Below are 13,114 nucleotides of genomic sequence, written 5' to 3'. Positions count from 1 at the left end.
GTGATGGTGTGAAACGGGCAGAACGAGAGGCGTACCACCGAAACCGCAGTACTGCGAGTGGGCGTTAATGAGTCATTAGACCTCTGTACCCGTCAGGTCAGGACCTATTTCTCAGGATTTAAATTCGGGCAGTGAGTCAACAGCGGCGACAACGCGTCGGTCTCACCCGGAACTCGCCGCAGTGGCAGCGGTCCCAGCGTCGCCCGCGCGCCCGTTCAGGTACGCCTCCAACGTGGTGAGTTCGCCGGTCCCGACGCCGAAGGCGTCGACGTCGTTGTCGTCGGTGACGTTGTCGAACTGCAGCGAGCGGAACTGGTCTTTGCCCATCGGGAAGCCGGGAATGGCGCCGCCGATCGTGAGCCCCACCTTCGCGAGTCCCATCGGGACCGGCACGACCGTCGTCGACCGGCCGTCGGACTTATGGATCATCCGCGCGATCTCCGCCAGCGTGAGTTTGTCCGGTCCGCCGATCTCGTAGATCTTCCCGACGTGCTCGTCGGACTCGATGGCGTCGGCCAGCATCGGCACGAGGTCGCCCACCCAGATGGGCTGGAACCGGGTCTTGCCGCCGCCCGGAAGCGCGCTGAGGTACGGCGGCGCGAGCAGTTTCGTGAACGAGATGAATTCGCCACCCTCGCCGAAGACGACCGAGGGACGGAAGATCGTGTAGTCGAGGACGGACTCGGTGACGATCTCCTCGGCCTCGCCCTTCGATCGGATGTACGCTGTCGGACCTTTGGGATCGGCACCGAGCGCACTCATCTGAACGAGCCGGACGTCGTGTTTCTCGGCCGCGCGGACGACGTGTTCGGTGCCCTGTCTGTGGATCCGGTCGTGCATCTTGTCGCCGCCGCTCGGTTTGAACAGCGGCGAGAGCGCGACGAGGTTGTAGACTGCGTCTTTCCCCTCGAAGGCGCCCTTGATGGAACCGTAGTCGGTGACGTTTCCCATCACTTTGTTGACGCCCTTCGGAAGGTCCTGGCCGCTGGGGCTTCGCGAGAGGGCGGTTACGTCGTGCCCCCGGCCTTTCAGCTCCCGGCAGAGGGTACTTCCGATGAATCCGCTCCCGCCGACGACGAGTACTTTCATACCCGTGATATCTCTCCGTGTCGACGTAAAGCTAACTGCCGTTTCCGTCGACGCACGGGTGCCTCGACGGCGCGTCGCAGCGACTCGGTGGGATTTTACTCCCCGATCCGCCATCTCGAACTATGCTCCTCACGCTGGAGGGACTGGACGGGAGCGGGAAGACCACCGCCTGGCAGGCCCTCAGAGACGACTACCCCGACGCGGTGTTCACCCGTGAACCGACCGATTCCTGGTACGGCGACGCCGTCACCCGCTCGATGCACGACGACGACGCCGACCCGCTGGCCGAGCTGTTCCTGTTTACTGCCGATCACGCGGACCATCTCTCTCGCGTCGTGCGACCGGCGCTCACAGACGGGACGCTCGTCGTCTCCGACCGCTACACCGACTCGCGGTTCGCATATCAAGCGGCGTCGCTCGCGGAATCGTATCTCGCCGGCGGTCGGGACCCGCTGACGTACATCCGGGAGATCCACGACGTCTTCACCCATCCGCCGGACGCGACGATCTATCTCGACGTCGACCCCGAGACGGCCGCCGAGCGGGCGGGCGCGACGAACAAGTTCGAACACGCGGAGTACCTCGAACGAGTCAGTGAGAACTACGAGCGACTCATCGAAAGCGACCCCGAGCGGTTCGTCCGCGTCGACGCGACCCAGTCGCTCCCGGACGTGATCGACGCCGTCGAAGGACACGTCGAGCGGCTGGTCGCAGACCGATAGCTGTCCGAGGCCAAGCAGCGCGGGGGAGTTGCGTTATCGGTTCACTGTCGGTCCGGGAGGTCGTACTCCTCCGGTGCCGGAATGTAGAGCGTGTCGATGGTGAATCCGAGTGCGAGCGGGAGCGCGATGGCCGCACCGAGAAGCGCCGTCGCACCGAGGTTCAGACCGGCGCCGATCGGGAGGATCCCGAAGAAGACGAGCGTCGTCACGAGCAGCGCGATCGGGATGAGCGCGAACGAGTAGACGACGTATCCCCACTGGGTGTTCAATCGGAGGCGGAAGAAACGGGTCAGCACGGCTGCCAGCAGCGTGTGCACCACGAGCACCGCCCCGAACAGCACGAGTCCGACGACCGAGACCATACCGGGAGTAGGGGCGCCGAGGACTTTACGCGTTCGGCTCCGTGGCGTTCGCCCCGCCCGAGCGACTGCGCGTCGCTACCGACGCGTCGTCCGCGTGATTCCGTCGTTTACGGCGGTTTTCCCGTCCGCGGCAGTCTTCCCCGCCTGCGGCGGCTACTCGTCCATCGAGATGTACGTCTTGGTGTCGGTGACGCCCTCGAACCCCTGAATTTCGGTCGAGGACGCGCTCAGGACTTTGTACACCTCGGGGGCGTCCACCTCGGCGATGATGTCGTACGCGCCCGCGACGATGTGCGCCTCGCTCACGTTCGCCAGTTCCCGGATGGAGTCGATGAGTCGCTCTGACTCCCCGGCGCCGGTCTTCACCATAATGAACGCGTGAACCATACTACCACGGTACGTGATACCATCTCATAGCATTTGTGCCGCGAGTGGCGTACCACGCTGACTCGATAGGACGGGTCGGAACGAGACCGGACCGACGAATCGTACAGGGACGTTCCGGAGAAACATTATTCACGCCCGCCGGCGTACCTCATTCGTATGCGGTTCGTTATCATTGGTGCAGGTCGCGTGGGACTCCGGACCGCCCGGGTTCTCAGAGACGAAGGGCACCAGATCACGCTCGTCGAACAGAACCGCGATCGGGTCGAGCGCGCCCGCGAAGACGGCTTCGAGGTCGTCGAAGGCGACGGCTCCCGCGAGGAAGTCCTCGTCGAGGCCGGCATCGAAGACGCCGACGGCCTCGGGGCGCTCACGGCCGACCTCAACGTGAACTTCGCGGCGTGCTCGATCGCGAAGTACCACCACACGTGGACGGTGCTCCGCGTCGACGAGGACTACCGCGAGGAGGTCTACCACAAGTACGCCGACGAGGTCGACGAGGTGGTCTACCCCGAACGCCTCGGCGCGCTGGGCGCGAAGAACGCACTGCTCGGTGGCTCGGTGCGCGCGATCGCCGATGTCGCGCAGAACCTCCAGGTGGTCCTGATGACCGTCACCGAGGAGTCGCCGATGCGTGGGTACACGATCGAGGAGGTCGCACTCCCGGCGAACGCACGGATCCTGGCGTTCGGCAAGGCCGACAAGCCGATGGGGCTCCCGCTGTCTGACGACTCGCTGGAAGTCGGTGATCGGCTCGCCGTCCTCGCCGACTTCGACGTGCTCGAAGAGGCCAGACAGCTCATCGTCGGAGAGAAACTCGCGCCCGAGGGGGGTGTGGCCTGATGGTCACCGCCTACGTGATGGTCAAAGCCTCGACGGGCGACGTCGATCGGCTGAAATCGGCGATGTCGTCGGTCGACGACGCAGTCGAGAGCGTCAGCGTCGTCGCCGGCGACATCGACTACATCGTGAAAGTCCGCGTAGAGAGCCCCGGCGACGTCAAAGACATCGCGACGTCGATCCACGAGATGGCCGGTATCGAACACACCCAGACGTACATCGCGATGGACTGACCGCTCCGAACCGTCGTCTCGGAACTACAGCGGCGTCCCGCCCTTCGTCCCCCCGCCCGTGCTTGCCGCCCGTTGGATGAGATGCGTCACTGGCTCCGTGTAGTCGTAGCCGGGGATGATCCCCTCGACGTAGGTTCCTTCGACGTACTCGACGGCGGCGACCGCGTCGGCCGCAGCGCGGTTGGCGTCGAGATCGGTGAGTTCGACGTTCAGGACCGCGTGTTCGCCGTCTCGTTCGACCGTGAGGTCGGGGTCGTCGGTGCCGTGGAACGCCCCGTCGACGTCTTCGAGCCGAAGCGCGAGCGTGTCGAACCAGCCGTCTTCGACGACCGGGGCGACGTGGTCCTCGGTGACGGCATCGAGCATCGGCACGCGAACGGTGACGGCGAACACGGCTGCGCCGCCGTCGCTGTCGATCACGACCTCGCCGTCGAAGGCGGTCGTCGTTACTGCGTAGCGTCCGTCGTCGAGGCGTTCGAAGGAATCGTGCTGCTCCGCGGCGCGCCGGGCGCGCGCGACGGCGTCGCTCTCACTCATTGTCTCCCAAAGGACTCGTAGCGACAAAAACGTCTCGCGCCGGGCTCTATATATGTCAACGAGGGCGAAACGGTTTCCGGGTGCGGCACGTTTAAGTGGTTCCCACTCTTCCCGCCAAGTGACGCTTCGTCTGGAGGGCCGAAGCGTCAGCGGGGACCAATTCAGGGCGGCAGCGGCCGTCCGGGCTGTTCCCGGACGGCTGCTACCTTTTCCGCGACGTCGACTCCCGAGAGACGTCGCTGTCGGTCGTTCGACGCCGTCTCCACTGTCTCTACTCGCGTCACCGATTCGAGCGATTGAAGTACTCACCCGGTCAGTTATCCCGTATGCAGGACCAAGGACGTTCGAAGCGGAAGCGGACCGGCGGTCGACGCCGACGCTCGCACAAGAAGACGCGCCACCAGCTCGGCCGTCAGCCAACCGAAACGACCGTCGGCGAGCCGCGATTCCAGGTCGTCGACGCACGCGGCCAGAACAAGAAGGTCCGCGCCCTCTCGGCGAACGTTGCGCAGGTCGCGATCGACGGCGAAGTCGAGGAAGCGACCATCGAAAACGTGGTCGAGAACCCCGCGAACGTCAACTACGTTCGACGGAACATCATCACGAAGGGCGCGATCATCGAGACGAGCGAGGGCACGGCCCGCGTGACGTCCCGTCCGGGGCAGACCGGTCAGGTCAACGCCGTTCTCGTCGACGAAGAGTAACTCTTCTCGGAACTACGCGTCGATCCTAGGGGGTCGGCGCGGCTTTCTGCAGCGCCGTTTCGGCGATGTTACCGCCGTAGTCGGCGCTCCGCGACACGGAGTCGACGATCAGCCCGAGTAGTTGCGCGCGTGCGGGATCAAGATCACGCAGGAGTTCGTCGATCTTGCGAGCGCGCTCGTCGATGGCCTGGACCGACTCGCGGGCGTCGTTGGCCAGCCGGGTCGCCTCGTCGCTGTCGTCTGTGAGCAGCGCGTCCATTCCGTCGTCGACGATCTCGCGGGACTCCTCGTGGAGTTCGTAGAGCGCGTCGATGACCTCGTCGGGAACTGGCTTCTCGAACTCTAAGGTGAGGTGTGCGATCTTCGTCGCGTGGTCGGCGATGCGTTCGAGCTGTCGCGCCGCGGACTGGTAGTCGAAACAGACCTCGCGGGGGAGTCCGAGTTCTTCGGCGGCCTTCGGCGTCCGCAGCGTCGCCCGGAAGATCCGCGAGACGACCATCCACAGGCGGTCGACGTCGTCGTCGCGCTGGATGACGTCGCGGGCCATATCCGTATCGAGTTCCGCGAGCGCGTCGATGGCGTCCCCGAGCATCGACAGCGAAATGAGCCGCATCCGCCTGACGGCGGTGTGGATCGACAGTTCGGCGGAGTCCAGCAGGTCGCGAATGACGACCTTATCGCGCGTCTCTTCGAGGACTTCGAGACCGACGAGACTCTGGGTCGCCTCCCGAATCGTCCGTCGCTGATCGGTCGTGATCCGCGAACTCTCGAGCGAGATGATGTCGAAGCCACTGACGTACATCGTCATCACCGCGCGCGTGAGTTCGTCGCCTTCGAGGTCGGTTACGTCGAGCGCTCCCTCGGTTCGTTCCTCACCGTTCGCCGGTGCCAAGAATAGTGAATCACCCTCGGGGTAAAATTCGACGACGCTTCCGGCCGAGACGTCGTTTTCAGTCGCCCACTCCTTCGGGATTGAAACTGTGAACGTCGACCCCCCGGTGACCTGCACCTTCCGCGTTTCGACCATATCTGGCCGTTGTGAACCCCATAGTATAAACTTGATCATTACTATATATAGAATCGGCGAACGCTCCTATCTATGTGGTGTGTTCCCACGACTGGAGGTTCTCACAACCGCACTTGTCGATCAAATCTATATCTGCTCATAATGTGATGACTGAGCACTACTTCTCCAAAATAGTTCTGCAATTGAAGTTTATTGGAGTTATATGCGAAATAACAACAAAAGACTGGCGTCAGTTTGCCCGAACAGTCGCTCTCAGAGTCCCGAAAACAGCGGTTTCAGACTCGACCATAGAGTACGTACTGATATTTTTTCTATATAGCTGTATTAGTAGCCGTTTTATCCTGCCTACGGATACGGAGTGATAATGACGCGCCAATCCAAGCGCAGTAGCGTTTCACGTCGCAAGTTCCTTCTCGCGTCCGGCGGGCTCGGCGTCGCCGGTCTCGCTGGCTGCACACAGCAGAACACGGGCGGCGACGAGTCCGGCTCGGATGGAACCGACAGCGGGTCACAGGCGCTCGCAGGCGACATTTCGATCGCCGGTTCTTCGACGGTCTTCCCGCTTGCGACGGCGATGGCGCAGCGCTTCCAGGAGACCCACAGCGACGTCAACATCAGTCTCCAGTCGACGGGGTCCGGTGGCGGCTTCGCGAACTACTTCTGTACGGGCCAGACGGACTTCAACAACGCGTCGCGGCCGATTCAGCCCGAGGAAGAAGATCAGTGCGCCGGGAGCGATGTCGAGCCCGTCGAGCTCAAGGTCGCGACCGACGCCCTGACGGTCATCGTCAACAACGACAACGATTGGATCGGCGAGGGACTCACCGTCGAAGAACTGAAGCAGATCTGGTCGGCCGACACCTCGCCGGAGATGTGGTCCGACATCAACTCCGAGTGGCCCGACGAGCCGTTCGAACTGTACGGTCCCTCCGACGCCTCCGGGACCTACGACTACTTCCACGAGGCGATCCTCGGCGAAGAGACAAGCCACCGACAGGACTACTCGCCGACCGAGCAGGACCGCACCATCATTCAGGGCGTCACCGGCTCGAAGTACGCGATGGGCTATCTCGGATTCGCCTACTACAGCGAGAATCAGGACTCCGTGCAGGCGGTTTCAGTCAAAGACGGCGAGGGCGAGTACGTCGAACCGTCGCTCGAAACGGCGCTCTCGGGTGACTACACGCCGCTGTCGCGGCCGCTTTTCACCTACCCGAAGGTCTCGGCGCTGCAGGAAGCCCACATCGAGGCGTTCACGCGCTTCTGGATGGAAAACGCGACGAGCCGCGAAATCGTCGCCGAGGAAGTCGGGTACGTCCCGCTCAGCGAGGACGAACAGCAGGCGATGCTGACCAGAATCGACGACGCCGTCGGCGGATCGAACTAGACAACGCGTGCCGCGCTCGTACGTCTAACGAAGCGCTTTTTCATCCCACAATAATCTGAATACACAATGAGCACAGACGAGTTGGAAACCGACCTCACGCGGCAGACGGAGAACTCCCCGCGAGAACTCCTGACGCGGACGTTCTTTTTCTTGTGCGCGGCGTTGTCCATCGTGACGACGATCAGTATCGTCGTGTTGCTCGTGACAGAGGCGGCGAAGTTCTTCACGATCACCGCCCCGCTGATGGGCGTGACCGGGGAGACGGCGTCGCTCGTCGACTTTCTCACCGGCACGACCTGGCAGATCAACAGCGGCGAGTTCGGTGTCCTCGCTTTGGTTTCGGCGACGCTGATGATCACGATCGGCTCGGCGGTCATCGCAATTCCGCTCGGCGTCGCGACGGCGATCTATCTCAGCGAGTACGCCAGCCAGCGGGCTCGCTCGGTGCTCAAACCCGCACTCGAGATTCTCGCCGGCGTGCCGACCGTCGTCTACGGTTTCTTCGCACTCATCTACATCACCCCGGCGCTCGCCACCGTGATCCCACAGATTGGGACGTTCAATATGCTCTCGGCGAGCATCGTCGTCGGGATTATGATCATCCCGATGGTCGCCTCCATCAGCGAGGACGCGATGTCGGCCGTCCCCGACGACCTCCGGCAGGCCGGGTACGGGATGGGCGCGACGAAGTTCGACGTCGCGACCGGCATCGTCGTCCCCGCGGCGCTCTCGGGCATCTTCTCGTCGTTCATCCTCGCGCTCTCGCGCGCCATCGGCGAGACGATGGCTGTCACGATCGCTGCCGGGTCGCGCGCGCAGTTTCTGAACCCCGTCAACCCCGCCTCGTTCCTCGAGGGATCGCTCCCGATGACGGCCGCGATGGTCCAACTGCTCCTCGGTGACATCACCGGGGGCGGGCTGGCCTATCGCAGCCTCTTCGCGATCGGTCTCGTCCTCTTCGTCATCACGCTCGTTATGAACGTCATCAGCGACTTCGTCGCACAGCGGTACCGGGAGGAGTACTGAGATGGCCACCGAAACCGAACACGGAGAAATCGAAGGGTTCGGACAGGTCAGCCGGACCGTCGGTACGGTCTTCAGATACCTGCTGCTCGCGGCGACGATGTTCGGCATCGTCACGCTGGCGGTACTCCTCGTGTACGTCGCCAACGACGCGATCCGGCCGCTCACTGCGGATCCCGGCTGGTATCTCACCTACTTCCTCACGCTCGTCGTACCGACGCTTTTGGTCGGCGCGTACGTCCGCACGCGGGACCGCGCAGCGTTCTCGTTCGGCGTCTTCCTCGTCGGACTGCTCGTGGTCTCGCTGATGTTCAGCGGGGGCGTCGGGCTCCTCGTTGTCGACGTGATCCCACCGCTCGTCGCGCTCTCGTTCGCGCTCGGACTCGCGGTTCCCGCCGCGGTCGCGGTCGCGCTCACCCGAAACTCCCATCGGATCTCGTTCACGACGCGGCTCGTCGCGACCTCGTTCGCCTTCTATCTCTCGCTTTTCGGCCTCCCGGGACCGATCGGTGACGCCGCGGGCCTCCCGCAGGTCGTCCCGAGTTTCGTCCAGTTCATCCAGTCAATACCCGTCATCCCGGTCGACTGGATGATGGTCGCGGCCATCGTCGGCGGGGGCTCCGCTGCCGCGGTCGGCGCGTACGTCGCCGGCGTCCGCGACGCTCGCTCGGGGCTGTACGCCGGACTCGCCGCGTTCGCTGTGAGCGTCGCGAGCGCGGTCGTCGGGCCGTTCGTCGGCATCGACCCGGTCCCTGCCGTCGTCGTGACCGCCGTCGCGCTCGTGCCGACGTCGACGTACGCCTGGCGGGGTGCGTTCGGCGAGAACGGCACTCCGGTCGGGCTGGGATTCGCCGCGACGGTCGTCGTCGGCGCGCTCGTGGGTGCCGCGGCGGTCGAAGCGTTCGGCTTCGCCGGCCCCCAGTCGTGGGTCGACTGGCAGTTCCTGACGAGTTCCCACAGCGGCTCGGCGGTTGACGCAGGGCTGTACCCGGCGATCGGCGGCTCGATCCTCCTGATGTCGACGGTCGCGGCGCTGTCGTTCCCGCTCGGCGTCGGCGCGGCCGTCTACCTCGAAGAGTATGCGCCCGACAACGCGCTCACGCGCTTCGTCGACGTCAACATCTCGAATCTCGCGGGCGTTCCATCCGTCGTCTACGGCCTGCTCGGGCTCGGCGTCTTCGTGACGTACCTCGGACAGTCCGCGGGGACGGTCCTCGTCGGCGGCGCGACGCTCGCGCTCTTGATCCTCCCCATCGTCATCATCTCCTCTCGGGAGGCGATCCGGTCTGTCCCGTCGGACCTCCGACAGGCATCTTACGGGATGGGCGCGACGCGCTGGCAGACCGTTCGCAACGTCGTCCTGCCCGAGGCGTTCCCCGGCATCCTGACCGGGACGATCCTCGCGCTGGGTCGTGCGATCGGCGAGACGGCACCGCTCATTATGATCGGTGCGCCGAACGTCGTGTTCAGCCTCCCGACCGCGCTCAACTCGAAGGTGAGCGCGATGCCGCTGCAGGTGTACGCGTGGTCGAGTCTCTTCGCCAGCGAGGACTTCTACACGAAGGCCGTCCCCGCCGGCGTGGTCGTGCTGCTCGCGGTGCTCCTCGCGATGAATTCGGTTGCGATCGTGCTTCGGAACAAGTTTGAGCGAACAGGGTGAATTTCAGCCAATGAGTCAACAGAATACGAACGAATCAAACGCGCGCGCGGATAGCTCGCCCGACCCGACGGACGACGAGATGCTCATCCAGACCGACGTCAGCGGGAGCGTCTCCTCGTCTGACGGGCCGAGCAGGCGAGAGACCGTCGTCAGCGCGGAGAACATCAACGTCTGGTACGGCGACGATCAGGCGCTACAGGACATCACGATGGACATCCCCGAGAAGAGTGTGACCGCGATGGTCGGCCCCTCGGGGTGTGGGAAGTCGACGTTCCTCCGGTGTATCAACCGGATGAACGACCTCATCGACAGCGCCCGCGTGGAGGGCGATCTCTACCTCCGCGGGAAGAACGTCTACGACGACGACGTCGACCCCGTGGCGCTCCGCCGCCGCGTCGGGATGGTGTTCCAGAAGCCGAACCCCTTCCCGAAGAGCATCTACGAAAACGTCACCTACGGGCTGAAGATCCAGGACAAAGGCGGCGACTACGACGAAATCGTCGAGGAGTCGCTCAAGCGCGCCGCACTCTGGGACGAGGTGAAAGACCAACTCGACGAGTCCGGCCTGGACCTCTCGGGCGGCCAACAGCAGCGTCTCTGCATCGCTCGCGCCATCGCGCCCGACCCGGAAGTCCTCCTGATGGACGAACCCGCGTCCGCGCTCGACCCGGTTGCGACCTCCCAGATCGAGGATCTGATCGAGGAACTCGCCGAGGACTACACGGTCGTCATCGTGACGCACAATATGCAGCAGGCCGCCCGCATCTCGGATCAGACCGCCGTCTTCCTGACCGGGGGCGAACTCGTCGAGTTCGATGACACCCAGAAGATCTTCGAGAACCCCGAGAGCCAGCGGGTCGAAGACTACATTACCGGCAAGTTCGGGTAACGTCCGTCGATTCTGTCTCTGTCTCTCCCTTTCGCTGCTCTGCGTTTCGCCGCTTTCTGTTCTCGCCTGTGCCTCTCCTTCGCGACACTCTTATACTGCCGTCCTGTGTGCCGACAGGTATGCCCCGACAAGAGTACCAGGAGTCGCTCTCGAATCTCCGAGACGACGTTCTGTATATGAGCGAGGTCGTCGCCGAACGGTTGCGACTCGGCCTCGACGCGCTCGAACAGAAAAACGAGGCCACCGCCGAGGAAGTCGTCGACGGCGACGACGAGGTGAACCAGATGTACCTCGACCTCGAAGGCCAGTGCGTAGATCTGATCGCGCTTCAGCAGCCCGTGGCCTCCGATCTACGGTTCATCGCCGCGTCGTTCAAGATCATCACCGATCTCGAACGTATCGGCGACCTCGCGGTGAACCTCGCGCAGTACGCGATGGACGCCGACCGGGACGTGTTCCCCGAGGTCGACGTCCAGCAGATCGGCGTCGAGACGCTGGAGATGCTCGAATCCGCGATGGCTGCCTACGCCGACGAGGATCCAGAAGCGTGTTACGAGGTCGCCGACCGCGACGACGACCTCGACGCGATGTGTGAGGCCGCCAGTTCCATCGTCGTCCGTGACCTCATCGAGCAGGACCCCTTCGGTGACGGGAGCGAGGACGCCGAAGCCTATCTCCAGGACATCTCGCGACTGCTCTTGACGGTCCGCGACCTCGAACGCGTCGGCGACCACGCGGTCAACATCGCCGCGCGGACGCTGTATATGATCGAAGACGACGCCGAACTGCTGTACTGACTCGCGGACTCGATTCTCTTTCTCAGAAGATGTTCGCCTGCCGGTAGACGCTGATCCCCTCGGCGGTGAGTTCGTACGGTTTCGTCTCCCGGGAGTGATTCGCGTCCCTGATCTTCTGGATCTCGATCGCCAGCCGCGTCTCGCGGAAGTCGCTCGGCCGCACGTACTGCAGCACGAACACGGCGTCTGCGAGGTACTCGACGATTCCGAACCGCGAGGTGTAGGGGTTGTCGTCGTTCGCCTCGGAGGTCAGAAGCGTCGTGATGCCGGCGCTCTTCAGCGCCCGCGTGAAGCCGAAGACCTGGCTGCGTCGCTTCTGCGCGCTCTCGTACATCATCTCCAGCAGCGAGACGGAGTCGAGCACCAGCCGATCCGCGCCGAACTCTTTGATCAGTTCCGGGAGGTCGTTCTGGATGCTGTCGAGGCTGTTCGCCATCTCGATCGGGTCGATGTCGACGATGGCGAGGCGGTCTTCCTCGACGTAGCGCTCGAACTCCCAGCCCTTCTCGCCCGCGGTCGCGAGGATTCGCTCGTGGCTCTCTTCGAGTGCGATGTAGACCGCGTCCTCGCCGTTTTCGAGCCCGTGATTCAGAAACTGCAGGCCGAACGTGGTCTTGCCCGTCCCGGCGGACCCGACGGCCACCATCAGCGACCGTCGCGGGACGCCGCCGAGGATCATCTGATCGAGTCCTCCGATCCCGATGTCCAGCCGTTCGAGGTCGGAATCGAAGGACTCCTCGTCGAAATCGTCGGTGTCGTCCTCGAAGTTCGCGAAGCCGAAGTCGTCGCCGTCGCCTGCGCCGGCGTCCGCGGGGCCGAACGGACTCTCCGACCCACCTTCGTCGGGCGGGCTCGATCCCGAAGCCTCGCCCATCGCTGCTCCGACTCCGGACCCCGGCTCGGGGGCGTTTTCGAGCGCCGAGGCGAAGTCCTCCTCGAACGGGCTGTCACCGGCGCTCTCGTCGCTCGTCGCTCCGGGTTCGCTACCGGCGGGGCCGCTACTTTCGTCGGCTCCTCCGGAGTCGGCCCCGGTGGAGGCTGCCTGTTCTCCGAGTTGCTGGTCAGTTTCTTCGTCGCTTCGCGCGCCCTCGGTATCGCGAGCGGCGGCTTGGGGTTCGACCTGGCTTTCGTCCTCGCTTCCGGCTTTGCTTTCGTCCTCGCTCCCGCTTTCGCCTTCGGTCTCGTCGATCGGCGACTCGCCGTGCGGTTCGGCGGTCGTTGGCTCCCGCTCCACCGCTACGTCGCCGTCGCGCTTGCCGTCCTCGCGGCCGTCCTCGTCGGCGTCTTCGCTCTCGTCGTCCTCCCGAAGCGCGCGCTCGAACCAATCGTCGTCGTCACTCATAGCCGTCACCCGCCCCCTCGCTCGGGTCAGGCTGCGACGCTCGACTCCGACGCCCCACGTGGTGGCCGCTGCGTTCCATCGCCGTCGTCGAAACGAGAGGACCGGCGCGGGTATCAAT

15 protein-coding genes are annotated in these 13,114 nt (G+C 64.1%); 9 read left to right on the top strand and 6 right to left on the bottom strand.

The annotated features are described in order from the left end of the window. Positions 1-162 precede the first annotated feature (162 nt). Positions 163-1,089 carry a complex I NDUFA9 subunit family protein gene (locus tag RBH22_RS09140; RefSeq protein ID WP_256289150.1) on the bottom strand — a complete coding sequence of 309 codons (927 nt, stop codon included), beginning with the start codon at positions 1,087-1,089 and terminating at the stop codon, positions 163-165. A gap of 122 nt (positions 1,090-1,211) precedes the next feature. On the opposite strand from RBH22_RS09140, the gene tmk reads away from it, so the two are divergent. Next, positions 1,212-1,811 (top strand): dTMP kinase, encoded by a 600-nt coding sequence (gene tmk / locus RBH22_RS09135; protein ID WP_256289149.1) that lies wholly within the window; start codon positions 1,212-1,214, stop codon positions 1,809-1,811. Between the two features lie 41 nt (positions 1,812-1,852). Here tmk and RBH22_RS09130 read toward each other — a convergent pair whose 3' ends face one another. Both RBH22_RS09130 and RBH22_RS09125 read right to left on the bottom strand, forming a co-directional pair. Continuing rightward, on the bottom strand, positions 1,853-2,173 hold the full coding sequence (locus RBH22_RS09130) for a hypothetical protein (RefSeq protein ID WP_256289148.1): 321 nt from the start codon (positions 2,171-2,173) through the stop codon (positions 1,853-1,855). Between the two features lie 153 nt (positions 2,174-2,326). After that, positions 2,327-2,560, bottom strand: coding sequence for an Lrp/AsnC family transcriptional regulator (locus tag RBH22_RS09125; protein ID WP_306677294.1), 234 nt, complete (start codon positions 2,558-2,560; stop codon positions 2,327-2,329). A 156-nt stretch (positions 2,561-2,716) separates the two neighbouring features. On the opposite strand from RBH22_RS09125, the gene RBH22_RS09120 reads away from it, so the two are divergent. Both RBH22_RS09120 and RBH22_RS09115 read left to right on the top strand, forming a co-directional pair. Continuing rightward, a complete protein-coding gene (locus RBH22_RS09120) occupies positions 2,717-3,400 on the top strand; it encodes a TrkA family potassium uptake protein (protein WP_306677293.1) in 684 nt (227 codons plus the stop codon). Beyond that, entirely contained in the window at positions 3,400-3,630 is a 231-nt protein-coding gene (locus tag RBH22_RS09115; RefSeq protein WP_121569886.1) for an Lrp/AsnC ligand binding domain-containing protein, read from the top strand. Before RBH22_RS09120 ends, RBH22_RS09115 begins: the two co-directional genes overlap by 1 nt. A 24-nt stretch (positions 3,631-3,654) precedes the next feature. Here RBH22_RS09115 and RBH22_RS09110 read toward each other — a convergent pair whose 3' ends face one another. After that, entirely contained in the window at positions 3,655-4,167 is a 513-nt protein-coding gene (locus RBH22_RS09110) for a DUF5813 family protein (RefSeq protein ID WP_306677292.1), read from the bottom strand. A 326-nt stretch (positions 4,168-4,493) separates the two neighbouring features. Here RBH22_RS09110 and RBH22_RS09105 point away from each other — a divergent pair, with 326 nt between their 5' ends. After that, positions 4,494-4,871 carry a 30S ribosomal protein S8e gene (locus RBH22_RS09105; protein ID WP_121569884.1) on the top strand — a complete coding sequence of 126 codons (378 nt, stop codon included), beginning with the start codon at positions 4,494-4,496 and terminating at the stop codon, positions 4,869-4,871. Between the two features lie 25 nt (positions 4,872-4,896). Here RBH22_RS09105 and RBH22_RS09100 read toward each other — a convergent pair whose 3' ends face one another. Then, the gene (locus tag RBH22_RS09100) at positions 4,897-5,898 is read right to left on the bottom strand and encodes a phosphate uptake regulator PhoU (RefSeq protein WP_256545766.1); all 1,002 of its coding nucleotides are present in this window, start codon (positions 5,896-5,898) and stop codon (positions 4,897-4,899) included. Between the two features lie 364 nt (positions 5,899-6,262). Here RBH22_RS09100 and RBH22_RS09095 point away from each other — a divergent pair, with 364 nt between their 5' ends. The 5 genes from RBH22_RS09095 to phoU all read left to right on the top strand — a co-directional run bounded on the left by RBH22_RS09095 (position 6,263) and on the right by phoU (position 11,654). Next, entirely contained in the window at positions 6,263-7,285 is a 1,023-nt protein-coding gene (locus tag RBH22_RS09095) for a PstS family phosphate ABC transporter substrate-binding protein (protein WP_306677291.1), read from the top strand. A 66-nt stretch (positions 7,286-7,351) separates the two neighbouring features. After that, positions 7,352-8,311 carry a phosphate ABC transporter permease subunit PstC gene (gene pstC, locus RBH22_RS09090; RefSeq protein ID WP_121569881.1) on the top strand — a complete coding sequence of 320 codons (960 nt, stop codon included), beginning with the start codon at positions 7,352-7,354 and terminating at the stop codon, positions 8,309-8,311. Position 8,312: 1 nt separating this feature from the next. Beyond that, positions 8,313-9,968, top strand: coding sequence for a phosphate ABC transporter permease PstA (gene pstA, locus RBH22_RS09085; protein ID WP_306677290.1), 1,656 nt, complete (start codon positions 8,313-8,315; stop codon positions 9,966-9,968). A 10-nt stretch (positions 9,969-9,978) separates the two neighbouring features. Beyond that, entirely contained in the window at positions 9,979-10,857 is an 879-nt protein-coding gene (gene pstB / locus RBH22_RS09080; RefSeq protein WP_256545763.1) for a phosphate ABC transporter ATP-binding protein PstB, read from the top strand. Between the two features lie 119 nt (positions 10,858-10,976). After that, positions 10,977-11,654: a phosphate signaling complex protein PhoU gene (gene phoU / locus RBH22_RS09075; protein ID WP_256545762.1), complete on the top strand. Its 678-nt coding sequence runs from the start codon at positions 10,977-10,979 to the stop codon at positions 11,652-11,654. Between the two features lie 22 nt (positions 11,655-11,676). Here the strand turns inward: phoU and RBH22_RS09070 are convergent, their stop codons facing one another. Then, positions 11,677-12,996: a KaiC domain-containing protein gene (locus RBH22_RS09070; protein WP_306677289.1), complete on the bottom strand. Its 1,320-nt coding sequence runs from the start codon at positions 12,994-12,996 to the stop codon at positions 11,677-11,679. Positions 12,997-13,114: the final 118 nt, after the last annotated feature.

Origin of the sequence: Halobellus sp. H-GB7, from assembly GCF_030848585.1 — an archaeon.
Lineage (GTDB): Archaea > Halobacteriota > Halobacteria > Halobacteriales > Haloferacaceae > Haloquadratum > Haloquadratum inordinatus.
The sequence above is the reverse complement of the archived record's forward strand: the minus strand, read 5'-3'. Positions and strand labels throughout refer to the sequence as shown.